Source organism: Candidatus Gracilibacteria bacterium (genome assembly GCA_041658685.1).
Lineage (GTDB): Bacteria > Patescibacteriota > Gracilibacteria > UBA1369 > UBA12473 > JBAZZS01.
Genome location: JBAZZS010000003.1, coordinates 46,580 through 70,556, shown reverse-complemented (window position 1 = coordinate 70,556; position 23,977 = coordinate 46,580). Strand labels below are relative to the sequence as shown.

The window sequence follows — 23,977 nt, the reverse complement described above, 5'->3', positions numbered from 1 at the left end:
CAAAAATTGAAAGGCAATTTTCGGCCTTCTTCCCTCCTCGCATTTTCTCAACGCTAATCGCTAACCCCAACTCATGCCCACTCCTCAAACCCCCATCGACTTCTGTGGAATCGCCATTTCCGTGGCTTCTCCGGAAGAAATGTTGTCATGGTCTCACGGTGAAGTTAAAAAACCGGAAACCATCAACTACCGCACCCAAAAACCGGAACGGGACGGTCTGTTTTGTGAACGTATTTTCGGTCCCACCAAAAACTGGGAATGTTACTGCGGAAAATACAAACGCATCCGTTACAAAGGAGTTATTTGCGAAAAATGCGGAGTCGAAGTCACCCGTTCCATCGTCCGCCGCGAACGAATGGGGCATATCAAACTCGCGGTGCCGGTGACGCACATTTGGTTCCTTCGTTCAACCCCGAGCCGTATCGGACTTTTAATCAATCTCCCGGTCAAAACCATTGAACAAGTGGTTTATTTTGCAGCCTACATCGTGACCCAAGTGGAAGAAAAATCAAAGGAAGAAACCTACGAACAACTCAAGGAAGAATTCAAAAATTACAAATCTCAAATTCAACGCGATTTTAAAAAGAAACAGGAAGAAACCAAGACCGACGAAGAACGCCAAAAACTCGAATCTAGCATGGCTTACGAAATCGAAGAACTCACCCTTAAACACAACACCGCACGTCAAGAATTGCACGACTTGCAAGTGGGTTCGATCTTGACCGAGCTTTCCTACCGCGACATGTCCATGAAATTCGGACATGTGTTCAAAGCCGGAACCGGGGCCGAAGCCATCCGTGAAGTGATTAAAAATATGGATCTCCCCAAAATCACGGATGAACTCGCCGAACAACTCAAAAAAGCCAGTGGCCAAAAGCACAAAAAACTCACCAAACGCATTAAATTCATGCGAGGATTAATGAAAGCCAACATCAAACCCGAATGGATGATCATGACCGTGCTCCCCGTGATCCCGCCGGATCTTCGTCCCATGGTCCAACTCGATGGAGGTCGTTTTGCCGCTTCGGATTTAAACGATCTGTATCGCCGTGTCATCAACCGCAACAATCGTCTCAAAAGACTCATGTCCATTGGCGCTCCCGAGGTCATTTGCCGCAATGAAAAACGAATGCTTCAAGAAGCCGTGGACGCTTTACTCAACAACAGCGCCCGCCAAACTCGCGCCGTATTCAACACCGGAGATAAACGAAAACTGCGTTCCCTGTCCGACATGTTAAAAGGGAAACAAGGTCGTTTCCGTCAAAATTTACTCGGGAAACGCGTCGACTACTCCGGTCGTTCCGTGATTGTGGTCGGACCTCACCTCAAGATGCATCAATGCGGATTGCCTAAGACCATGGCCCTCGAACTGTTCAAACCTTTTGTAATCGGCCAACTCATCCGAGACGGCTACGCTCATAACATCAAAAACGCCGAACGACTCATCACGTCCGGGAAAAAAGAGGTGTGGGACATCCTCGAACAAGTCACCAAAGAACATTTTGTATTGCTCAATCGCGCTCCAACCTTACATCGCCTTGGAATTCAAGCCTTCCAACCGGTCTTGGTGGAAGGAAAAGCCATCATGGTCCATCCCCTCGTCTGTCCGGCTTTCAACGCCGACTTTGATGGAGACCAAATGGCCGTGCACGTTCCCCTTTCAAAAAAGGCTCAAGAAGAGGCCAATATGCTCATGCTTTCTCGCCGCAACTTATTGAAACCATCCGCCGGAGAACCGGTGGTCAACCCCACGCAAGATATGGTGCTCGGTTGTTACTACCTCACGCAAACCCATGCCGGCAAAAAAGGGGAAGGAATGGTGTTTGGAAATTTGAATGAAGCTTTGCTCGCGTATCAACTCGGATACGTCCACCTCCAAGCCTTGATCAAAGCTCGCGTCAAAGGAGAAATTCGAGAAACCTCGGTGGGTCGTATGATTTTCAACGACCTCTTGCCCGAAGATATGGCTTACCTCAACGAGCCCATGACCAAAAAAGCATTGCTTCGACTCATCGCCCGAATCTACAACTCTCACGGTACCGAAGTGGCGGCCGAAGCGTGCGATAAAATCAAAAAAACCGGTTTTACGTACGCCACCGTCTCCGGGCTATCCATCAGCTTTGCGGACATGATCGTACCAAAAGAAAAAGAAAAAATTGTGGAAGAAGCCTCGGAAATGGTCAAGAAAATCAACAATCAATATTGGAAAGGAATGGTCACGGATAAAGAACGCTATGACCACACCATCAAAATCTGGTCTCAAACCAAATCCGACATTGCCAAAATAATGATTCAAAACTTCTCTCCCAATAATGATATTTTCTACATGGTTGACTCCGGCGCTCGTGGAAACTGGGGCCAGGTTACGCAGCTTTGCGGAATGAAAGGGCTCGTAGCCAATCCGGCTGGAGAAACCATCGAACTCCCGATCAAAGCCAACCTAAAAGAAGGATTCAGTATCTTGGAATACTTCATTGCCACTCACGGAGGACGCAAAGGAAAATCCGACACCGCTCTTAAAACCGCCGAAGCCGGGTATCTCACCCGCCGTTTGGTCGATGCGGTCCAAGACGTGGTCATCAAGGAACAAGATTGCGGCACCACGCAAGCCTTCCCCATTTCTCGAGCTCAAAGCAAAGAAATTGGAGAAGAATTCGGGAAACGCATCCTTGGCCGTATTTTAGCCAAAGAAGTAAGAGATCCTTCCACAAATAAAGTTATTTCCAAGAAAAATATGGAAATTTCACCCGAAGTATTGGAAAAAATCGAAGCCGCTAAAATCGAAGAAGTGTTTGTACGCAACATTCTCGGATGTCAAACACCGAATGGAATTTGCCAAATGTGTTACGGCCGAGATCTTGGAAACAATCGTCCGGTTCAACTGGGAACCGCGGTGGGAATCATCGCCGCACAGAGTATCGGAGAACCGGGAACCCAGCTCACCATGAGAACCTTCCACATGGGAGGGGTGGCCGAAGGCGGGGACATCACTCAAGGGTTGACTCGCGTAGAAGAATTATTTGAAGCGCGTCCCCCAAAGAGTCCTTCTTTGTTAGCCAAACAAACGGGCCGCGTAAAAATCATCCACAAAGGAAAAACCATGGAAATCGCCATCGTTTCGGAAGAGCAAACCACAAAAGTTTACGCTCTTCCTTCCGGAGCCAAAGCGCATTTCAAAGTGGGTCAAAGCTTTAAAGCCAAAGATGTTTTAGCGGAAAATCCGGAAACCAAAATGACGGTAAAGGCGGATGAAAACGGAAAAGTGGTTAAACTCGATGCCGATAAAATGACGATTGAAAGCGATGAAGCGGTCAAAGAATTGCTTAAAGTTCCGGGAGGCCGATCTCCTCTCGTAAAAAATGGAGATCTTGTGGGGCCGGGCCAAGGGTTAACCACAGGCCATCGAAACCTTCGTGAAATCATGAAATATTCTTGCATCGAAGAAGCGGAAGGATACATTCTCCATGAAGTCCAAAAGATCTACGCCTCGCAAGGGCAGAACATCGACGACAAGCACATTGAAATCATTGTGCGCCAAATGTTCTCCAAATTGCGTGTCACCGATCCTAACGACAGCACCTATCTTCCGGGAGAAATCATCGACAATATTTCTTTTGAGAAAAACTGTGAAGAACTCAAAAAGAAAGGCAAAATGCCGGCCAAGGGCGAACGTCTACTCTTGGGTCTGACTCGCATTTCTCTCCAAACCAACAGTTGGCTTTCCGCCGCCTCATTCCAAGAAACCATTCGCGTACTTGTGGAGGCTTCCACCACCCGTCGTGTGGACGGACTTGAAGGATTAAAAGAAAACGTCATCATCGGAAAACTCATCCCGGCCGGAGAAGTTTTCCGAAAACGACATGGAGTGAAAGAACAAGATCCCATGTAAGGTTCATTCCAAAATAGTTTGATTTCTTTTTAATTTTCAATTACAGTCCCGAAGCCAGAACCAAAGCGGAGAGACTTCTCTCTCAATCCCTGAATACTAATTCCTAATTCAAAACCCCTTTCCTACATGCCAACCATCAACCAACTTGTTCGAAAAAATCGCCGAACTCCCAAAAAAAAGAGTAAATCTCCGGCGTTGCTCCGCATTTTTAACACCATCAAGAACCGACCCATTGATTTGAATTGTCCGCTCAAACGCGGGGTGTGTGTAAAAGTCACAACCATGACTCCGAAAAAACCGAATTCCGCTCTTCGAAAAATCGCTCGTGTTCGTCTCACCAATGGAGTTGAAATCAATGCTTACATCCCCGGCGAAGGACACAACCTTCAAGAACACTCCGTGGTTCTTGTCCGCGGGGGCCGCGTCAAAGACCTCCCGGGTGTTCGCTATCATATTCTTCGTGGCTCTCTCGATACTCAAGGAGTCAAAGATCGCAAGCAATCCCGCTCACTTTACGGAGCAAAAAAACCAAAAAAGTGATTTAAAATCTAAAATTTATAATCTATAATTTCTAAAATGCAAACAAGCAAGCATCACACTCACATTCCGGAAGGGTCCACTCCTCTCAAAGAAAAGTTCATCAACTACATCATGAAACGCGGCAAAAAAAGCATTGCTCGCCGCATTTTCCAGGAAACCATGGAAGAGATGCAAAAGAAAGGCATCAACAACCCGGAACAAACATTTGAAAAAGCCATTGAAAACGTAAAACCTTCCATGGAAATTCGCCCCAAACGTATCGGAGGCGCCGTGTATCAAATTCCGATGGAAGTGACCCCGAGCCGACGCGTCATGCTTTCTTTCCGCTGGATTCTTGAAGCCGCACGCAAAAGCAAAGGCGGTCGTGTCGCGGTTCGTATTGCCAAGGAACTCATGGATGCCGCTTCCGAAACCGGAACCGCAATTCGTAAAAAAGAAGACACGCACAAAATGGCAGCCGCGAATAAAGCCTTCGCCCATTTTGCCAGATATTAGACCCGCAACGCCAGCGAAAGGTCTCCCCATCTTCTCCCCCGCATTTCAATATTTGGGATTTACTCTTATTCCCTCCTTTGTTAAACTTTAACTCGGTTTTACTAAACTCTTTATTTTTTAATTTCCTCTCATGAGAAAAATATCTCTCATCCTTGGCCTCTCTCTGGCTTTATTATTTGGAGTGGGTTGCACCACGGGTATGGATTACATTGATTACAACAATGCCATCGTGGATCACTTCAATCCAACCCTCGATGCCGTCGAAGTGTCAGCCGACACCTATGATGTCAGCGTACCGGATACGGTTTATGAGGATTCCACCATCGATCTCGTAGCCATGGAATCCGCCTACACCGAGCTCAAAGAAAAAATCGATTATATTTCCTCCGATCTTTTGCTTTTGGAAAGCCAAAATAAAGAACAGGAAACCGCCGTTCGAACCGCGTTAACCGATTATTATACAAAAGGAACCGTTTACGTGACGGGTTATCGTGAAATGATTGATTATTATACGGGTGATTTTGGCAGTGATTTGGACCAGGTGGCTATTTTGGATGAAAAACTTTACAACGCTTACAACGATTTGGTGGATTCTCACAATGCGTTGGTGGATGTGCTCGAATTATTTTAACAGAAATAACGCAAAGCATTTCTTCTCTCGGCTTCATTCAATGGGGCCGAGAGATTTTTTTTATTTTTTAAATTTTTTACAATTTCACCCAAATCTGATAAATTAAAATCTGGAAATTCTTCATTTACAATCCATTATTTAAAATTCCTTCCCTCATGTTTTTAAAAAAGATTCTCCTTACGAGCTTTTTCATCGCCTTAACAGCCCTCGCCTTTGGCTGTTCTCGCGGACTTTCCCCCATCGAATACAACAATGCGGTCGTGGAGGTACTGAATAAAACATCGGCTTCGGTCCAAAACAGCACCACGGTCTATGACGCGGCCATCCCCTCCATCGTCACCGAAACGTCCACCATCGACATCACCCCACTTCAAATCGCTTACACGGAAATGGAAACCCACATTCAAAATGCCTCCTCAATCCTTTCGTTAAAAAGTAAAAACGCGGAACAAGAAACCGCCGTGCTCCAAGAATTCAAAAATTATCTCGGCCTGAGCCAAGAATATTTAATATTGTATGCGGAAATGACCGCTTATTACACCAATGGAACATTCTCAAGCGATCTGGAAAAAGTTTCTTCCTATGACGATGCCTTACACTCAACCTACAACGAGCTCATCGACGCAAACAATAATCTCGTAGACATATTAAGTGAGTACGTTCAATAAGTCACAATGAGCCATAAGGCGAACGAAAGGCTTGTATTTTTTATTCCAATCCTTATAATGGCCACGCTTTTTTAAGGGAATTTAATGTTCCCCATTTAAAATTTATTATTTAAAATTTAAACTTTTCATCCATGTCCGACACCTATGCAGACCTAACAAAACTCCGCAATATTGGAATTTGCGCCCATATCGACGCCGGGAAAACAACGTGTTCCGAGCGTGTTCTTTTTTATACCGGGAAAAGTCATAAAATCGGTGAAGTGCACGAAGGCGCAGCCATTATGGACTGGATGGAACAAGAACAAGAACGCGGCATTACCATCACCTCCGCTTGCACCACTTGTTTCTGGCAACCCACTCACAAAATGGCGCCTCTTCATCGTATCAACATCATCGACACTCCCGGGCACGTGGATTTTACGGTTGAAGTTGAACGCTCTCTTCGCGTTCTCGACGGAGCCGTGGTGGTGTTCGACGGATCTCAAGGGGTGGAACCTCAATCCGAAACCGTTTGGCGTCAAGCGGACAAATACAATGTTCCGCGCATCGCTTTTGTAAACAAAATGGATAAAATCGGTGGAGATTTTTATATGAGCTTAGATTCCATTCATTCCCGTCTCAACAAAAACGCCGTAGCCATCCAACTCCCGATCGGAGAAGAAAACACCTTCAAGGGGCTCATCGATCTTCTCACCAAAAAAGCCTACACATTTGAAGGGAAAAACGGCGAAATCGTCAAGGAAATTCCAATCCCAGAAGACATGGTCGCTAAAGTCGAAGACTATCGCCACACGCTTGTTGAAAGAATCGCCGAAACCGACGAAGCTCTCACGGAAAAATATCTCAACAATCAAGAATGTAACCTCGAAGAACTCAAAGCCGCGCTTCGCAAAGCGACCATCCATTTTATTTTAGTTCCGGTTCTTTGCGGTTCGGCCCTGCAAAACATGGGGGTTCAACTCATGCTCGATGCGGTCATTGATTACCTTCCTTCTCCTCTCGATCTTCCCGCAGTCAAAGGCACCAACCCCGAAACCGGAAACGAAGAAACGCGTGAAGCCAAAGACACGGAACCCTTTTCCGCACTCGCTTTTAAAATCGCAGCCGATCCGTTTGTCGGAAAACTCTGCTTCTTCCGCGTTTATTCCGGAACCCTCGAAGCCGGAAGTTATGTGTACAACTCTTCTTCGGATGAAAAAGAACGCATGGGCCGTTTGGTTCAAATGCACGCCAACTCTCGAGAAGAAGTCAAAGTCGTAAGAGCCGGAGACATTGCCGCAGCCGTGGGTCTCAAGCGCACCTTCACCGGACACACCCTCTGCTCCGAAGACAAACCCATTGTGCTCGAATCCATTGAATTCCCGGAACCCGTTATTCACATCGCCATTGAACCCAAAACCAAAGCCGACCAAGAAAAAATGGGATTTGCTCTCCAAAAATTGGCCGAAGAAGATCCGACGTTCCGCATGCACACAGATGAAGAAACCAGCCAAACCATCATCGGAGGAATGGGTGAGCTTCACCTTGATATCATTGTGGATCGTATGCGCCGAGAATTCAAAGTGGAAGCCAATGTCGGTAAACCGCAGGTTGCTTATCGTGAAACCGTTCAAAAAACCGTGAAAGCGGAAGAAAAATACGCCAAACAATCCGGAGGTCGCGGACAATACGGTCATGTGCTCATGAATATTGGGCCAAACGAAACCGGAAAAGGATTCGAATTCATCAACTCCATTGTCGGAGGAAAAATCCCTAAAGAATACATTCCCGCCGTCCAAAAAGGTGTGGAAGAAGCCGTGTCCCGCGGAGTACTCGCCGGCTATCCGGTGGTGGACGTCAAGGTGGAACTTTACGATGGGTCCTACCATGAAGTCGACTCCTCGGAAATGGCCTTCAAAATCGCGGGCTCGATTTGTTTCAAAAAAGGAGCGCTTACCGCCAGCCCGGTTTTGCTCGAACCCATCATGAAAGTCGAAGTCGTCACTCCGGAAGAATACATGGGAGATGTAATGGGAAATATCAGTTCCCGTCGCGGTCAAATCTCGGAAATGGGCGATCGCGCAACCGCCAAATTCATCAAAGCCACGGTTCCTCTTTCCGAAATGTTCGGATACGCCACGGATCTCCGCTCCATGACTCAAGGGCGTGCCAGTTATTCCATGGAATTTGGTCACTATGAAAAAACGCCAACCAATGTCATGGAAAAAATCAAAACTGAGCGCGGCATGGGAAAATAAACCGAAAAAGCCTTGCGAAACGTATCCAATTCAAGTATATTCGCTCCGCATTTTATTTCTCTAATTATTTAACTCACCATCCATGTCTCCTGTTTACACACGTTCAAAACCCCACGTCAATGTCGGGACAATCGGTCACGTCGACCATGGCAAAACAACCTTGACCGCTGCCATGACAGTGGTTGCTTCCAAAAAATTCGGAGGTCTTAATAAGGCCGTTGCTTACGATCAAATCGACAACGCTCCGGAAGAGAAGGCACGCGGTATCACTATCGCCACCTCTCATCAAGAATATGAAACCGCCAACCGCCACTACGCTCACGTGGACTGCCCCGGGCATGCCGACTATATCAAGAACATGATCACCGGCGCCGCTCAAATGGATGGTGCTATTCTCGTAGTATCCGCCGCAGACGGCCCGATGCCTCAAACCCGAGAACACATTCTCTTGGCTCGCCAAGTGATGGTGCCTTCAGTCCTCGTTTTCTTAAACAAAATGGACGTGGCTGATCCGGAAATCGCCGAACTCTCCGAAATGGAAGTCCGCGATCTTCTCACCAAATACGAATTCCCCGGGGACAAAACACCGGTCATTCGTGGATCCGCTCTCAAGGCTCTCGAAAATCCGGATGACGAAGCTGCCATCAAACCTATTCTTGAACTCTTTGACGCTCTCGATTCTTTTATCCCGGAACCGAAACGCGAACTCGACAAACCCTTCCTCATGTCTGTGGAAGATGTATTCTCCATCAAGGGTCGAGGAACCGTGGCCACGGGTCGTATCGAACAAGGAATTGTAAAAATCAATGAAGAAGTCGAAATCGTCGGAGTCAAAGACACACGAAAAGTCACCGTCACGGGTGTTGAAATGTTCAAAAAGACTTTGGATCAAGGACAAGCCGGGGACAACGTCGGATTGCTCCTCCGCGGTATTGAACGTGAAGAAATCGAACGAGGGCAAGTCATTGCCAAACCCGGTTCCATCACGCCTCATACCAAATTCGAAGCTGAACTTTATATTCTCACCAAAGAAGAAGGTGGCCGACATACGCCCTTCTTCAAAGGATACAAACCTCAATTCTATATCCGCACCACGGATGTGACCGGAACCATCGAACTCCCGGCCGGAGTTGAAATGGTTATGCCCGGTGATGAAATCAAGATGGTTGTAACCTTGGGCTGTAAGATCGCTTTGGACAACGGAACGCGCTTCGCCATTCGCGAAGGAGGTCGAACCGTTGGAGCCGGAGTGGTTGCCAAAATCTTGGAGTAATTAAAAAAAGAATTTCATGAGACCCCAAAAAACCCCTGAATAAAATCAGGGGTTTTTTATATCAAACACGAAGCGAAATGTCTCGCATCCCATTTACTCAAAAACTTGCCCCATTCTTTCTCTACAAGCTTCAGTAACTTTGAAAATATTTTTACTAAAAACTCCTTCTACGCCAACCAATGTAACCTCATTGGCATTCCTGCAAGCTTCGGTCCCTGGATTTATTGCCGCAATTTGATAAATTTGACCACATTGAACAACCCCATCACCTCTAATTGCCTGAATAAAATCACCAGGCCCATATAATCCATAACATTCTCCTCTAAAATAAACTTTAGTTAAACCCATAAATAACATGTAAATAAAAAGAAGAAAGAAAAATTATCATAATAAAAATTCACTAGCAATATCATTTTATTTCCCTTGACCATTCCATCGCTTTCCGCTACAAATAACACGCACAAAATGTGAGGTTCTGCTTTTAGGGCCTCCCTCGCTCCTCAACTCTCAAGAGTATGGAGCGGGACACCTCGGATTCTAATCGCTTTCCCATTCATCGGGAAAAGCCATCCATCCGAGGATCCACGTCGGTTTCTTTTTAAAACTTTTTATTTTTTATCTCTTCTCTTCTATGCCAGCCAAGAAAAAAGCATCCACCCCTTCGAAGACCGCAACCAAACCCGTTGCCCCAAAAACAACTCCCGGGAAACAACGCATCCGCATCAAAATCAAAGCTTTTGACCACAAAGTCATCGATGACACAACAAAACTGATCATCGAAACCGCGGAACGCAGTGGCGCCATGATTTGCGGCCCCATCCCACTCCCCACTAAAATTGAAAAATTCACCGTCAACCGTTCCACTTTTGTCCATAAGACTTCCCGCGAACAATTCGAAATGCGCACCCACAAACGCTTGATTGACATCACGGACAGCACTCCAAAAACCATTGAAATGCTTTCCAATTTAAGTCTTCCCGCCGGCGTGGACATCGAAATCAAAATGATTACGGACTAAAATGCTCCTCCTCTCCGTTCTCGCCACCGCGCTCGCGGATCTTGCCGGAGAAATCGCGGCAAAATATCACGATCTGACCAAAAATAATTGGTTTTTATGGCTAACCATAGTCTTTTTCGGGCTTGCCGGTTTCCTTTTCGCCAAATCGCTTCGCTTTGAAGGAATGGCCATTACCAACATTCTTTGGGTAGCATTATCCACCATTCTCGTCACCCTGGTCGGTTATTTTTACTTCAAAGAAACCATCTCCTTATTACAATGGATCGGAATAGGAGTGATTTTAATAGGATTAATTCTCGTCAGTTGGAAATAACCTAAATCCAATGAAAAAAATACTCATTATTACAACGCTTCTTCTTTGTTTAGGAGGATGTTTTTTAAATAAAGAATCGGAAACAAAACCCACCGATCCCTCAATTTTTATCAACGAAAGACTGGGAATAAAATTCACCTATTCCGCCGAGGAGTGGAAGGGGCAATTAGCCACCCAAGACAACCAAATCTTTTATTTATCTCCGGAAAACGGAATTACCGAATACATCGCCTTATTCACTAAAAATGAAAACGAAACCATCGAAGAAGCAATCCTCAGGATTGTTAAAGAAAAAGGATACGATTCAACAAAATGTAGGGTGGTCGATCGCGGAGCCTATTGGGGAAACCCAAGCTACGAAGAATACATATTGGACCTCGCAAATCCCAACATCGTCTACACGGAAGAAGAATTGGAAAAAATCGAAGAAGCCAATGTAACCGCGACACAAGAAGGCGGCCCCTTTAATGGAGAATGGAAGAAAAAAGAAATTTACAACCAAAGGCTGGTCCAAGCCTGTTCGGAATACGCAGAACCTCTTGGGTTGGGCACATGCAAAACCATTGGAAGTAAATTCATTTACAACAACCAAAATAAAATCGTTTTCTTGCCGGGATTGAACTGTAGTCCGTCTTTTTATCAAGAGGATTCCATTGAATTATTCGAGTAAAATTTATGATGCGGAAAAAACACACAAATAAAAACCAAGTCGGAAAGAGAGTTCGCAAGGGAAAACCAGCCGTTCCCCTTCGCGTTTAAAAATTCTCTTGACTCCAACCCCTTCCACCGCTAATCTAGGCGAGCTAATCTGTTAAAACAGAGTCGAGGTCCCGGCATTGCCGATCGATCAACACTCTCGAGGATTTAACCTCATAACCTCTGCCAACCATGTTAGGAATACTAGGCAAAAAAATCGGTATGACGCGCATCATTCAAGATGATGGCTGTGTGATCCCCCTTACGGTGGTCGAATGTACCCCCAATGTCATCACGCAAGTGAAGACCCCCGAAAAGGACGGATATCCGGCGATAGTCCTTGGGTTTGACGCGTTCAAAAAACCGTTTAAGACCCAAGCATTTCGCCACATCCGCGAATTCAAAATCGAAATCAAGGAGGGAGAAGAACTCCCCAAAAAAGGAGAAGAAGTTAAGGTAGATGTCTTTACAATCGGAGATCGAGTCAATGTAACCGGGACTTCCAAAGGAAAAGGGTTCCAAGGGGTCGTAAAGCGTCATCACTTTTCCGGAGGACGAGCCACTCACGGTTCTCACTTCCATCGCGAACCGGGATCCATCGGTATGCGTGCCAAACCGGGTTGTGTGAATAAGGGACATCGAATGGCCGGACACATGGGGGATGAAAAAGTCACCGTGGGTCGCGTTCAAATCGCCTATGTTGATCTTGAAAAGAATCTCATCGGAGTCAAGGGTCCCGTTCCGGGCGCCAATGGCTCTCTCGTTATTATCCGCCAGTCACGTAGCCTAGCGAAGTAATTTAATACTTTATTCTAAATACTTAATTAAGCGTCATGAAAGCACCTCTTTACAACCAGAAAGGCGAATCCATCGGAGAAGTTCCTCTCAATGAAACTATTTTTGGGGCCAAAATGAACTTGGGTTTGATTCAACAAGCTCTCATGCTCCAAGAAGCTAATTCTCGCCATCCGATCGCTCACACCAAATTACGCGGAGAAGTCCGTGGAGGTGGCCGAAAGCCCTACAAGCAAAAACACACGGGTCGCGCTCGCCAAGGTTCCATCCGCGCTCCTCATTATAAGGGAGGAGGTGTGGTATTCGGACCTCGTAATGTTCGCAACTTCACGCTCGCAATGCCAAAAAAACAACGTAGACAAGCTCTTTTTTCCGCATTATCCGGAAAAGCAAGCGACAAACAAATCATTGTTCTCGACGGATACGAAGCCAAGGAAACCAAATCCAAGTCTTTTGCCGCCATGCTTAAAAAACTCCCCGCCACTCGAAATACGCTTGTTATCATTTCCGAAAAAAACGACCTTGTTCAAAAATCATCCCGCAATCTCGAAAACTCCAAAACAATCCTGGTCAACTATCTCAATGTGCACGATCTCCTCAAGTATGAAACTCTTTTATTCTTCAAGGACGCTCTTCCAAAAGCGGAAAGCATCTTTCTTAAATAATTTTTATGGATCTCAGTCAAATTCTATTAAAACCCGTTGTTACTGAAAAAAGCACTCGTGAAGAGGCAAAAGGGAAATACACCTTTCTCGTCAACGATCATGCCACTAAAATCGACATCCAAAATGCAATCAAAATGCTTTATGGAGTAAAGGTTGAAAAGGTATCCGTTCGTCAAGTTTTGGAAAAAACTCGATTGGTGGGACGCGGTCGTGTTCTCACAAAGAGAAGTGCGGGTAAAAAAATCACCATAACATTGGAAAAAGGGAAAACCCTGGATCCCTATAAATTCAAAAAATAATTTTTATGACCACTATCAAAAAAGTAAAAGGCACAACCGCGGGACGACGACAAATGAATGTTTCCACGTTTGAAGAAGTGACCGTAGGCAAACCGTTAAAATCGCTTTGTTCTCCCCAAAACCGATGTTCTGGACGCAACAACCAAGGAAGAATCACCATTCGACATCGTGGCGGCGGAGTACGACGTCATTATCGCATTATAGATTTTAAGTGTGTTGATAATAAAGGAGTGGAAGGATCCGTTCGTTCCATTGAATACGATCCCAATCGAAACGCCTACATTATTTTGGTTTGTTATAAAAATGGAGATCGACGCTATCATCTTGCTCCTCAAGGCATTAAGGTCGGAGATAAAATTTTAACCGCCGAACGCGCCAAATTGCGAATCGGGAATAGACTTCAAGTCAAAAACATCCCTGTTGGTTTTAATGTTTTCAATGTGGAACTTGTTTCCGGGAAAGGAGGACAAATTGTCCGTAGCGCCGGAGCATGCGCCAAACTGGTATCTCTCGAAGGAGCCATGGTTCAAATCCAACTTCCTTCCGGAGAAATTCGCTTTATCCCGAAAGATGCCTATGCCACAGTGGGAATTGTAAGTAATGGTGATATTTCAAATCTGAAAATTGGAAAAGCGGGACGAAATCGCTGGAAAGGTCAACGCCCCGAAGTTCGTGGAAAAGCCATGAACCCGGTAGATCATCCTCATGGTGGAGGAGAAGGATGTTGTCCTGTGGGTATGCCGGGGCCAAAAACGCCTTGGGGTGCCCCCGCTCTCGGAGTTAAGACTCGAAAACGCAAAAATAGGACCGATATTTATCGCATTCGTGACCGCCGTGGCCGCAACTTAATCAAGACCACATTGGTTATCTAAAACGCACGAAGCGAAGCGAAGTGCGCTCCCCTATTTCTCTCCCCCAATTCAAAATTCAAAATCTAAAATTTCTAATTTCAAACCCCCATGTCTCGAAGTTCAAAAAAAGGCCCTTACCTCGATCCGAAACTCATCAAAAAAGTCGCCAAACTCAATGAAACGAATCAAAAGAAATTGATTAAAACATGGGCGCGCGCCTGTGTGATTGCTCCCGAGTTCGTTGGACACACCTTCGGGGTTCACAACGGAAAAGATCACGTCCCCGTCTTTGTCACCGAAGAAATGGTGGGACATCGTCTCGGAGAATTCTCTCCCACACGTAAATTCAGAGGACATGGCGGAAAACTCGCCAAAGCAGCGGAAGGAGGATCCCCTGCTCCCGCCGCCACTCCGGCTCCTGCGAAAAAATAGCCCCTTCTTTCTCTCTCAATTCAAAATCTAAAATTAATTTTCCCTTAGCCCTTATCCCATGATTGCCCACTTACGAAAAATTCGAATCTCTTCTAAAAAAGTGAACCTGGTTGCAGGAATGGTCCGACGAAAACCGGTACAAGAAGCCCTAGATCTCCTCAAGTACACGACAAAAGTCGGCGCAAGACCTCTCTACAAAACCATTCAATCCGCCGCTTCCAATGCTAAAAATAACTTTAAGCAAGATCTCGAAACCCTCGTAATTAAAGAAATTATTGTGACCGAAGGAATGACCTACAAGCGCTCTATGCCCGCCTCTCGCGGCCGAGCTCACCCCATTAAAAAGCGCACCTGTCATATCACGGTTAAAGTCGAAGCAGATCCTAATTTAATCAAAACTGCACCTAAAGCTGAAAAAAAAGAAAAACCGGTCAAAAAATCAAAATCTTCCAAATAATCACCTCTTAATTCACCCCTCATTGTATGGGACAGAAAATCAATCCAAAAGGCCTACGCATCGGCATCATCTTCACTTGGGACTCTAAATGGTTTGCGAACAAACACTTGTATCGCAAACTCCTACATGAGGACATTGCGGTTCGCGCCTTCATCAAAAATCATTTCAAAGAAGGGCACATTTCCAAGGTTGAAATTCTTCGTAACGCCGGAAATACTCAACTTGTAATCCACACCTCACGTCCCGGAATGATCATTGGACGCCAAGGCGAAGGCATTGAAGAATTCCAAAAAGTTCTTGAAGTAAAATTCAAACCATCTCGATTCAATATCACAGTAAAAGAAATTAAAAATCCGGATATCGATGCCTACTTGGTTGCAGAAAACATCTCTCAGCAAGTGGTCAAACGTATTTCTTATCGTCGCGCCGCAAAAACCGCAGTGCAACGAGCCATGGAAGCCGGAGCCAAAGGAATTAAAATCTTAGCCGCCGGACGCTTAAATGGAGTGGAAATCGCACGCGATGAAACCTTCACTGAAGGAAAAATCCCATTGCACACTTTCCGAGCGAACATCGATTACGCTGTTTATCATTGTAGGACCACCTATGGAATCATCGGTCTTAAAGTCTGGATCTATAAAGGAGATATCTTCACAAAAGTTTCCGAAATGATGGCCGCCGAAGCCGCTCAAAAAATAGCGGATAAAGATGAAGAGAAAAAATTTCCTCCAAGAAACCCTCGATTCCCTCGTCCTCGTCAATTCTAACCGTATTAATTTTTCACCATGTTACTTCCGAAAAAACAGAAATTCAGAAAGAGTCATCGCTCACGAAGCGCGTTAAAAGGAGTGGCTACTCGCGGATTCCGTCTCGCGTTCGGGGCTTATGGACTTAAAGCTGTGGCTGCCTGTGAAATCACATCCCGCCAAATTGAAGCCTCTCGCCGTGCGGTCACTCACTGCGTAAAACGCGGAGGAAAACTCTGGATTCGCATTTTCCCTCACACCCCTCTCACCAAAAAACCGGCTGAAGTCCGCATGGGAGGAGGAAAAGGATCAATCGATCATTATGTCGCTCACGTACTCCCCGGAACCATTATATTTGAAATGGATGGAATCGATGAAGCCACTGCGCGCGAAGCCATGCGCCTCGCCTCTCACAAGCTCCCTGTTAAAACCACTTTTGTTACTTCTGCTCTTCGTTAAAAATTTTCCCTATGTACACCTTTGTTGAACTTCAAAAAAAAGACATCAAAACGCTCAATCAAGAGCTCGAAACCGGTCGAAAAGATCTGTTGGCCGCCCGTCTCAGTGTTAAAATGAAGCAAAGTAAGAAATCCGACGCCATCACCAAAAATAAAAAATATGTGGCTCAAACCTTAACTCAATTGAATAAATTAAATAAAGAGGCTCAAGCCGACAAAAAATCTTCTAAAATTTAAAAATTCTAATTCCTTTAATTTCTCTCTGTCATGCACAGCAAAACCGGTATCGTCGTCAGCAAAAAAAATGATAAAACCATCGTGATTCGTGTGGATTCCCAACGCAAAGATCCCAAGTATCAAAAACGTTATATGGTTTCCAAAAAATTCCACGCTCACGATCCTGAAAATAAATTCAAAGAAGGAGACACCGTCACCGTGTACGAAACCCGACCGCTCAGCAAACTTAAACGCTGGACCACGGAACTACCAAAAATTTCCACACCTAAATCTTAATAATTATGATTCAAACTCAAACCCGTCTCGTGGTCGCCGATAACACCGGAGCGAAAGAAGTCATGTGCTTCAAGGTCCTTGGTGGCTCCAAACGACGTTACGCTCAAATTGGAGATGTGATCGTGGTCTCGGTAAAAAACGCCGCCCCGCGCGGACTGGTCCGCAAAAAAGCGGTGGAACGCGCCGTGATCGTACGACAAAAAAAGGAACTCAAACGCGCCGACGGATCCTATGTTCGATTCGATGAAAACGCGGTCGTGATCGTTGGAAAAGACAATATGCCCAAAGGAACTCGCGTCTTCGGTCCCGTGGCTCGTGAACTCCGTGAAAAAGGATTCCAAAAAATTATTTCCTTAGCCCCAGATGTAGTTTAATCTATTACTTCTCACACTATGAAGCTCAAGACAAACGATCAAGTCATCATTCTCTCCGGAAAAGACAAGGGGAAGAAAGGCAAAATCATGCGCGTCATGAAAAAAACCAACAAAATTGTGGTTGAAAAAGTGAACATCCGCGTCCGTCACATTAAAAAAACGCAATCCAAGCCCGGAGAAATCATCCGATATGAAGCGCCCATTGACGCCTCCAATGCCATGCTCATTGATCCCAAAACCGAAAAACCCACTCGTGTCGGCTACAAAATCCTCGAAAACGGTAAAAAAATCCGCATTGCCAAAAAATCCGGAACCGAAATAGAGGAAAAGGTCACAACCAAAGGCAAGAAAAAATAACCCCTTAATCTCATGAAAGAGACTTACAACAAACTGGTTCCCGTTCTCAAAAAAGAACTCAATATTAAAAACACGCTTGCTTTGCCTCGCTTGATGAAAGTCAATATCAACGTAGGGATTGGAAGTTATGTTCAATCCGGAGATAAAAATTATGATACCATCCTCGAAAACATCACGCGATTGGCCGGGCAAAAACCCGTGGTCACCAAGGCCAAAAAAGCCATTTCCAATTTCAAGCTTCGCATTGGAATGCCGGTGGGAATCACCGTCACCCTCCGAGGACAACGCATGTACGATTTTGTAAGTCGCTTGGTGAATATCGTTCTCCCCCGTATTCGCGATTTCCGCGGAATTACGGTTAAAGGATTTGATGGAAAAGGAAACTACAGCATCGGCATTAAAGAGGTTACCGTATTCCCTGAAGTGAATCCGGACAACATCACTCGAAATCATGGACTCCAAATCACGATCAGCACCTCCGCAAAAACCGATTACCAAGGTTATCGTCTCCTAAAAGGATTAGGTTTCCCCTTCAAAGATGAAGTGAAGGCCCCTGAAAAAGTTTAATTTAAATTTTAAATTTTAAAATTTCCAATTTCTCATGGCAAGAACAGCCCTCAAAATCAAAAATACCCGCACCAAAGAAGCGTTTGAAAAAGCGTTAAAAAGCGGAAAAAAACCGCGTCACTCCACCCGTATCTATAATCGTTGCGCCAAATGCGGTAAGGTGAGAGGTTACATCAGGCGCTTTGGTCTCTGTCGCATTTGCTTCCGAGAATTCGCCAACACCGGCATGATCATGGGAATCAAAAAATCTTCTTGGTAGCCCCGCAGTGCCACACAGCGGCATAAACAGATTTTCCCCCCTCTAAATTTCTCCTCTTCTTTCCTCTCCACTCCAAACACTCAACACTTAAATACTTCCACAATGCATACCGATCCTATCGCCGATCTACTCACTCGACTCCGAAATGCGGACCACGCCGGACTCGCCGAAACCCATGCTCCTTATTCCAAAATCAAAGAAGCCATGCTTCAAATCATGACAAAACAAGGACTCATCACGAATTTCCAGGTTGAAAAAAATAAAGACGGGTTCAAAGAAATTACAGTCACGTTGAAAAAACGCCCCACCCCATTGCACATCCGCCGCATTTCCAAGCCCGGACAACGCATTTATGTCAAAGCGGATAAAATCAAAGCTGTGTTGAGTGGGCTCGGGATAACGATTCTTTCCACCCCCAAAGGAATCATGAGTGGCAAAGAAGCCAGAAAAAATAAATTGGGAGGAGAACTCCTCTGTGAAATCGCTTAATTTTAACCTTAAAAACGATGTCTAAAGTCGGAAAAAAACCCATCATCATCCCTCAAGGCGTAACCGTCACGTTCGAAGCCGGCGTGTTCTCTGCCAAGGGCCCCAAAGGCGAACTTAAAATGACGCCCGCCCCTCTAATGAAAATCGAAATTCTTGAAAAAGAAATTCGCGTGAAACGCCCCAACGATGAACGCCAAAGCAAAGAACTCCATGGACTCACCCGAACGCTCATTAATAATATATTGAAAGGGGTCTCCGAAGGATTTTTTAAAAAACTCGAAGTAAACGGAGTAGGATATCGTTTCTTGGTTCAAGGAAAAAAACTCGTCCTCAGTCTTGGCTATTCTCATCCTATCGAATACTTAGCCCCGGCCGGCATTGAATTTAAACTCGATGAAGAAAAGAAAAATTCTCTCACTGTCAGCGGTATCGACAAACAAAAAGTGGGCCAAGTGGCCGCCGAAATCCGAGAATTCCGAAAACCAGAACCTTACAAAGGCAAAGGGATTAAATATGAAAATGAAATCATCCATCGAAAAGCCGGGAAAACAGCTGCCAAAGCCACCACCGCCTAAAAGATCACGCCTAGCAATCCATACCCATACTTATTACTCATTACACAATGCTTAAAAAAATAACACTCCGAAAAAAACGCCACGCGCGCATCCGTTCCAAAATATCGGGAACCGCGGAACGACCTCGCTTGGTGGTCTATCGCAGTTTGAAAGCGATATACACTCAACTGATTGACGATACCACCGGGAAAGTAATGGCTTCCACCTCGGATCTCAAGGTTAAAGGAGGAACCAAAACCGAACACGCCAAAAAAATCGGGGCTGAAATCGCCAAACTTGCACTTGAAAAAAACATCACGTCCTGCGTGTTTGATCGAAACGGTTATAAATACCATGGCCGCGTTAAAATCATAGCCGATACCGCACGCGAAAGCGGTCTTAAATTCTAATTTTCATAATTTTTCAAAACAATGCCAAAACCCAATAATCCTTCCAATAATCGCAACCGACCTCGCAATCAAGAGCCTAAAGAGTTCGAAGAAGAAGTCATCCAATTGGATCGCGTAACTCGCGTGGTCAAAGGGGGTCGCCGTATGCGTTTTCGTGCCACCGTGGCCATCGGGAATCGAAAAGGACGCGTGGGCGTAGGCATCGCCAAATCCGCCGAAGTGGTTGGAGCTATTAAAAAAGCGGTTACCGAAGCCAAAAAACACATGATCAATATCCCGATTTTCAATGACACCATCCCCCACCGAGTTTCCGCTAAATTCAAAGCTTCAAAAATCTTATTGATCCCCGCCGGCGCCGGAACCGGAATCATTGCCGGAGGAGCCACACGCATCATCATCGAACTTTCCGGGATTAAAAATATTCTCAGCAAATCTCTCGGATCTTCAAATCGTTTAAACAACAGCAAAGCCACCATTGACGCCTTAATCCAACTTCGAAAACGCGAAGAAAAGAAACCCGAACCCAAAGTCGAAGCTCCGGTAAAGCCGGTGGAACGCGTTAAAATTGAAGCCGAACAGACCGGAGCGAAGCGAGGGTCTCCTCTTCCCCCCAAAAAGCCTAATTCTAAATAACTCACTTTATCATGACGCTCAAAATCAATACGATCAAACCTAAATACGGAAGCCGAAAAACCACAAAACGATGGGGCCGAGGCGGAGGATCCGGCAAAGGAAATTTTTCCACCCACGGTTGCAAAGGACAAAAAGCTCGTTCCGGCGGCTGCAAAGCCCCGGGATTTGAAGGAGGTCAAACCCCTCTCTATTTACGCATGCCGAAATTGGGCGGATTCCGAAATCCGCGCCGCATCGAACACAAAGAAGTGAATGTGGGCGACCTAAACACCAATTTCAAGGACGGTGAAGTGGTCAACAAAGAAAGCCTTTTTCATAAAAATCTAATCAAAGACCTCGAGACTCCGGTCAAAATTTTAGGCAATGGCGAACTCTCTATCTCCCTCACCATTCACGCTGAAAAAGCCTCCAAATCCGCCATTGAAAAAATCGAAAAAGCCAAAGGCAAACTCGTCATAAGCCCTAAAGCGTAACGTCACATTTTTTCTTCCTCACTCCTTATGTTCAAATATCTCTCCCAAATCTGGCAGTCGAAGGATTTACGCAATAAAATTCTTTTCACTCTTTTTATTGTGATCGTGGTCCGCCTTTTGACTCATATTTCAATTCCGGACGTCAACATCGAAGCCTTAAAAATGGTCTTTGACCGAAATAAACTGTTGGGCGCATTCAGTATGCTCACAGGAGGTAGTTCTGAAAATTTCTCCATTGTACTCATGGGGCTTTCTCCCTACATCAACGCCTCGGTTATTTTACAATTGCTCACCGTCATTTCCCCCAAACTGGAAGCGATTTCAAAAGAAGGAGAAGAAGGTCGCCGCATCATCAACAAATACACCCGCTGGCTCACCTTTCCTCTCGCTTTTTTGCAATCCTACGGAATGATTCGAATTTTAAACGCCACGTCACAAGTTCCAATCATCGATAATTTAAACGATCCCTCGGTTATTATCCCCATCATGATTACCATCTCTGCGGGAACCTTGGTTCTTATGTGGCTCGGAGAACTCATCAGTGAACACGGCATCGGAAATGGAACATCCATCATCATTTTTGTCGGAATCATTGCCGGAATTCCTTCTGTTATTGCTTCCTCTTTGGCACTGGCTCAGCAAGATGCGCAACGCTTAATCCCCTTAGTGGCCACTATTTTAATCACTCTGCTTTTCACCGTGATCGTCATTCTGGTCACCGAAGGCCATCGTCGCATCCCCATCACGTATGCGGGACACAATCGCGGCAACACCAAAGGAGAACAGGCCAATCTCCCCATCCGAGTCAACCAAGCCGGTATGATCCCGATCATCTTTGCGGTTTCCATTGTGACCTTCCCTTCCATGGTGGGACAATTCTTCGTGAATGCTAAGTCCACATGGGTTCAAGTCATGGGGCAATTTTTTATAGATCATTTCCAATCCAGCAGCCCTCTTTATCTCACCTTGTATTTCCTTTTGATCATCGCCTTCACCTATTTCTACGTGAGTGTGACTTTCAACCCCGATAATGTGGCGGAAAATATTCAAAAACGCGGAGGCTTTATCCCCGGGCTTCGTCCGGGAAAACAAACCGCGGATTATCTCCGAAAAGTTTCCAATCACTTGAATCTCTGGGGCGGACTCTTCATCGCCGGCATCGCGGTTTCCCCCATCTTAATTCAACTCTTATTTAAACAAACGAGCGCAGGAGGCATCCCCACCATCATTGGTGGAGCCAGCCTTATCATCGTCACCGGCGTGGTCCTCGACATCATTCGCCAAACCAACGCACAAATGGTCTCGCACCATTACGAGAGATTTTATTAGCAGAAGTGAGCTTTCCCCCGCATTTTTCTTTCACCGTTCAAGCCGCACTTCCCTTCGCTCGGCTCTTTTGCTAAGGTAGAGGCAATTTAAAATTTATCATTCTTTATTTTATGGATTTGCTTCTTTTTGGTATGCAAGGCTCGGGCAAAGGCACGCAAGGTAAATTTCTTGTGGAACGTTATGAGCTCGTCAATTTCGTCACCGGCGATGAACTCCGTCGTCTCGCGCAAGAGCCATCCCCTCTTGGCCAAAAAATAAAAAGCATCATCGAAGCCGGACATCTGGTGTCCAACGAAGTGGTTATGGAAATCATTGAAAATTTCATGAAAAATCTACCGGCCGGAAAAAGCGTTCTTTTCGACGGCATCCCTCGGAACGAAGCTCAAGCCAAATCCTTCAACGACTTGATGAAACGCCTCAACCGTCATTTTCTCGGAGTCTTGATTGAAATTTCCGAAGACACGGCATTGAACCGCCTTTCCACTCGCCGTTTATGTAAACAATGCAAAACCGTGTACCCCGCGGCCTACGACAAGCCCATGTGCTCAGCCACTCTCGCCGATGGAACAATTTGCGAAGGTGAACTCGTGATTCGCACCGATGACGCCAACATGGACAGTATTAAAAACAGATTGAACGCCTACAACGACGAAACCCTTCCCGTGATTCAAGCCTACGAAGCCGAGAGCAAAATCATTCGCATCAATGGAGAACAAACCATTGATCAAGTGAACGAAGACACATGTGAAAAACTGGATCCGCTGTTAAAAAAATAACCCCCTTTCTCCGTGTCCATTCCCATCAAAACTCCGGCCGAAATCGAATCCATGCGTAAAGGAGGACATCTTTTAGGAGAATTTTTAAAAAAACTGGGAGAAAAAGTCACCGTCGGAATCACCCCCGTGGACATTGAACATTTCGCAAAACAACTCTTTGAAAAAGAAAACGTAACCCCGGGATTCAAAGGCTACAACGGATATCCTGCGATTTGTTGCATTTCCGTAAACGATCGCGTGGTCCACTCCATCCCCGATGAAATTCCGTTCAAGCAAGGAGATTTGGTAACAATCGACTGCGGATTGATCCTGGACGGCCTCAACACCGATGCCGCCATCAGTGTGGTCATCGGAGGGAAAACCGCAAACCCTCTTGCGGAAAAACTCAGCACAATCACACGAAAAGCGCTCTACTCCGCCATCAAACTCATCAAACCCGGAGTACGCACCGGCGATCTTTCATTCATGATCCAACGCACCGTCGAGCAAGCCGGATTTTCCATCATTCGCGAACTCACCGGACACGGCGTGGGCCGAACTCTTCACGAAGAACCCACGATTTACAATTATGGAAAACGCGGCAACGGGCCGGCTCTTAAACCCGGCATGACGATTGCCATCGAACCCATCACCTGCACCGGCGAACGCTTTATCAAAACCCTCAACGACCACTGGACCATTGTAACGCGAGACGGATCTTTAAGCTGCCAATGGGAGCACACGGTTTTGGTCACCGCCAATGGCCACGAAATTTTGACACCAGACACGTAACGAGCTCGA

At 45.7% G+C, this 23,977-nt stretch carries 32 protein-coding genes and 1 pseudogene; 32 read left to right on the top strand and 1 reads right to left on the bottom strand.

Annotated features, from left to right (window positions below; genetic code table 25):
• The first annotated feature begins 73 nt into the window (after positions 1–73).
• The 7 genes from rpoC (at position 74) to tuf (ending at position 9,733) form a co-directional block, all read left to right on the top strand.
• On the top strand, positions 74–3,889 hold the full coding sequence (rpoC, locus tag WC882_04825; protein ID MFA5842957.1) for a DNA-directed RNA polymerase subunit beta': 3,816 nt from the start codon (positions 74–76) through the stop codon (positions 3,887–3,889).
• 126 nt (positions 3,890–4,015) lie between these two features.
• Complete coding sequence (gene rpsL / locus WC882_04820; GenBank protein ID MFA5842956.1) at positions 4,016–4,441, top strand: 30S ribosomal protein S12; 426 nt, start codon at positions 4,016–4,018, stop codon at positions 4,439–4,441.
• 24 nt (positions 4,442–4,465) lie between these two features.
• Positions 4,466–4,924, top strand: a complete 459-nt coding sequence (rpsG, locus tag WC882_04815; GenBank protein ID MFA5842955.1) for a 30S ribosomal protein S7 — start codon at positions 4,466–4,468, stop codon at positions 4,922–4,924.
• A gap of 130 nt (positions 4,925–5,054) precedes the next feature.
• The gene (locus WC882_04810; protein MFA5842954.1) at positions 5,055–5,555 is read left to right on the top strand and encodes a hypothetical protein; all 501 of its coding nucleotides are present in this window, start codon (positions 5,055–5,057) and stop codon (positions 5,553–5,555) included.
• 155 nt (positions 5,556–5,710) lie between these two features.
• Positions 5,711–6,223, top strand: coding sequence for a hypothetical protein (locus WC882_04805; protein ID MFA5842953.1), 513 nt, complete (start codon positions 5,711–5,713; stop codon positions 6,221–6,223).
• Between the two features lie 131 nt (positions 6,224–6,354).
• Complete coding sequence (fusA, locus tag WC882_04800) at positions 6,355–8,460, top strand: elongation factor G (GenBank protein ID MFA5842952.1); 2,106 nt, start codon at positions 6,355–6,357, stop codon at positions 8,458–8,460.
• Between the two features lie 82 nt (positions 8,461–8,542).
• On the top strand, positions 8,543–9,733 hold the full coding sequence (tuf, locus tag WC882_04795) for an elongation factor Tu (GenBank protein ID MFA5842951.1): 1,191 nt from the start codon (positions 8,543–8,545) through the stop codon (positions 9,731–9,733).
• A 93-nt stretch (positions 9,734–9,826) separates the two neighbouring features.
• Here tuf and WC882_04790 read toward each other — a convergent pair whose 3' ends face one another.
• Positions 9,827–10,081 carry a hypothetical protein gene (locus tag WC882_04790; protein ID MFA5842950.1) on the bottom strand — a complete coding sequence of 85 codons (255 nt, stop codon included), beginning with the start codon at positions 10,079–10,081 and terminating at the stop codon, positions 9,827–9,829.
• Between the two features lie 283 nt (positions 10,082–10,364).
• Between WC882_04790 and rpsJ the strand changes: the two genes are divergently transcribed.
• The 25 genes and pseudogenes from rpsJ (at position 10,365) to map (ending at position 23,968) form a co-directional block, all read left to right on the top strand.
• Positions 10,365–10,751, top strand: a complete 387-nt coding sequence (gene rpsJ, locus WC882_04785) for a 30S ribosomal protein S10 (GenBank protein ID MFA5842949.1) — start codon at positions 10,365–10,367, stop codon at positions 10,749–10,751.
• 1 nt (position 10,752) lies between these two features.
• Positions 10,753–11,064: an SMR family transporter gene (locus tag WC882_04780; GenBank protein ID MFA5842948.1), complete on the top strand. Its 312-nt coding sequence runs from the start codon at positions 10,753–10,755 to the stop codon at positions 11,062–11,064.
• A gap of 10 nt (positions 11,065–11,074) precedes the next feature.
• Complete coding sequence (locus WC882_04775) at positions 11,075–11,734, top strand: hypothetical protein (protein MFA5842947.1); 660 nt, start codon at positions 11,075–11,077, stop codon at positions 11,732–11,734.
• A gap of 218 nt (positions 11,735–11,952) precedes the next feature.
• On the top strand, positions 11,953–12,558 hold the full coding sequence (gene rplC, locus WC882_04770) for a 50S ribosomal protein L3 (protein MFA5842946.1): 606 nt from the start codon (positions 11,953–11,955) through the stop codon (positions 12,556–12,558).
• A 35-nt stretch (positions 12,559–12,593) separates the two neighbouring features.
• Complete coding sequence (rplD, locus tag WC882_04765) at positions 12,594–13,220, top strand: 50S ribosomal protein L4 (protein MFA5842945.1); 627 nt, start codon at positions 12,594–12,596, stop codon at positions 13,218–13,220.
• Positions 13,221–13,225: 5 nt separating this feature from the next.
• Positions 13,226–13,519, top strand: a complete 294-nt coding sequence (locus WC882_04760; protein MFA5842944.1) for a 50S ribosomal protein L23 — start codon at positions 13,226–13,228, stop codon at positions 13,517–13,519.
• Positions 13,520–13,524: 5 nt separating this feature from the next.
• Positions 13,525–14,391, top strand: coding sequence for a 50S ribosomal protein L2 (rplB, locus tag WC882_04755; protein ID MFA5842943.1), 867 nt, complete (start codon positions 13,525–13,527; stop codon positions 14,389–14,391).
• 87 nt (positions 14,392–14,478) lie between these two features.
• Positions 14,479–14,802, top strand: a complete 324-nt coding sequence (gene rpsS, locus WC882_04750; protein MFA5842942.1) for a 30S ribosomal protein S19 — start codon at positions 14,479–14,481, stop codon at positions 14,800–14,802.
• A 58-nt stretch (positions 14,803–14,860) separates the two neighbouring features.
• Positions 14,861–15,259: a 50S ribosomal protein L22 gene (rplV, locus tag WC882_04745; GenBank protein ID MFA5842941.1), complete on the top strand. Its 399-nt coding sequence runs from the start codon at positions 14,861–14,863 to the stop codon at positions 15,257–15,259.
• 26 nt (positions 15,260–15,285) lie between these two features.
• Positions 15,286–15,909: pseudogene (rpsC, locus tag WC882_04740) on the top strand (30S ribosomal protein S3).
• 135 nt (positions 15,910–16,044) lie between these two features.
• On the top strand, positions 16,045–16,464 hold the full coding sequence (gene rplP, locus WC882_04735; GenBank protein MFA5842940.1) for a 50S ribosomal protein L16: 420 nt from the start codon (positions 16,045–16,047) through the stop codon (positions 16,462–16,464).
• A gap of 11 nt (positions 16,465–16,475) precedes the next feature.
• Complete coding sequence (locus WC882_04730) at positions 16,476–16,700, top strand: hypothetical protein (protein MFA5842939.1); 225 nt, start codon at positions 16,476–16,478, stop codon at positions 16,698–16,700.
• A gap of 30 nt (positions 16,701–16,730) precedes the next feature.
• Positions 16,731–16,976 (top strand): 30S ribosomal protein S17, encoded by a 246-nt coding sequence (gene rpsQ, locus WC882_04725; GenBank protein MFA5842938.1) that lies wholly within the window; start codon positions 16,731–16,733, stop codon positions 16,974–16,976.
• 5 nt (positions 16,977–16,981) lie between these two features.
• Positions 16,982–17,350 (top strand): 50S ribosomal protein L14, encoded by a 369-nt coding sequence (rplN, locus tag WC882_04720; protein ID MFA5842937.1) that lies wholly within the window; start codon positions 16,982–16,984, stop codon positions 17,348–17,350.
• 18 nt (positions 17,351–17,368) lie between these two features.
• Complete coding sequence (gene rplX, locus WC882_04715) at positions 17,369–17,707, top strand: 50S ribosomal protein L24 (protein MFA5842936.1); 339 nt, start codon at positions 17,369–17,371, stop codon at positions 17,705–17,707.
• Positions 17,708–17,719: 12 nt separating this feature from the next.
• Positions 17,720–18,274 (top strand): 50S ribosomal protein L5, encoded by a 555-nt coding sequence (gene rplE, locus WC882_04710; GenBank protein MFA5842935.1) that lies wholly within the window; start codon positions 17,720–17,722, stop codon positions 18,272–18,274.
• Between the two features lie 34 nt (positions 18,275–18,308).
• The gene (locus WC882_04705; GenBank protein ID MFA5842934.1) at positions 18,309–18,533 is read left to right on the top strand and encodes a type Z 30S ribosomal protein S14; all 225 of its coding nucleotides are present in this window, start codon (positions 18,309–18,311) and stop codon (positions 18,531–18,533) included.
• 102 nt (positions 18,534–18,635) lie between these two features.
• Positions 18,636–19,022, top strand: a complete 387-nt coding sequence (gene rpsH, locus WC882_04700; GenBank protein MFA5842933.1) for a 30S ribosomal protein S8 — start codon at positions 18,636–18,638, stop codon at positions 19,020–19,022.
• A 17-nt stretch (positions 19,023–19,039) separates the two neighbouring features.
• Complete coding sequence (rplF, locus tag WC882_04695) at positions 19,040–19,597, top strand: 50S ribosomal protein L6 (GenBank protein MFA5842932.1); 558 nt, start codon at positions 19,040–19,042, stop codon at positions 19,595–19,597.
• A gap of 47 nt (positions 19,598–19,644) precedes the next feature.
• Positions 19,645–19,986 carry a 50S ribosomal protein L18 gene (gene rplR, locus WC882_04690; GenBank protein ID MFA5842931.1) on the top strand — a complete coding sequence of 114 codons (342 nt, stop codon included), beginning with the start codon at positions 19,645–19,647 and terminating at the stop codon, positions 19,984–19,986.
• 21 nt (positions 19,987–20,007) lie between these two features.
• On the top strand, positions 20,008–20,619 hold the full coding sequence (gene rpsE, locus WC882_04685; protein MFA5842930.1) for a 30S ribosomal protein S5: 612 nt from the start codon (positions 20,008–20,010) through the stop codon (positions 20,617–20,619).
• Between the two features lie 11 nt (positions 20,620–20,630).
• A complete protein-coding gene (gene rplO / locus WC882_04680) occupies positions 20,631–21,092 on the top strand; it encodes a 50S ribosomal protein L15 (GenBank protein MFA5842929.1) in 462 nt (153 codons plus the stop codon).
• A gap of 27 nt (positions 21,093–21,119) precedes the next feature.
• Positions 21,120–22,421, top strand: a complete 1,302-nt coding sequence (gene secY, locus WC882_04675; GenBank protein ID MFA5842928.1) for a preprotein translocase subunit SecY — start codon at positions 21,120–21,122, stop codon at positions 22,419–22,421.
• Positions 22,422–22,531: 110 nt separating this feature from the next.
• Positions 22,532–23,197, top strand: coding sequence for a nucleoside monophosphate kinase (locus tag WC882_04670; GenBank protein MFA5842927.1), 666 nt, complete (start codon positions 22,532–22,534; stop codon positions 23,195–23,197).
• Between the two features lie 12 nt (positions 23,198–23,209).
• Entirely contained in the window at positions 23,210–23,968 is a 759-nt protein-coding gene (map, locus tag WC882_04665; protein ID MFA5842926.1) for a type I methionyl aminopeptidase, read from the top strand.
• The last annotated feature ends 9 nt before the right edge of the window (positions 23,969–23,977 follow it).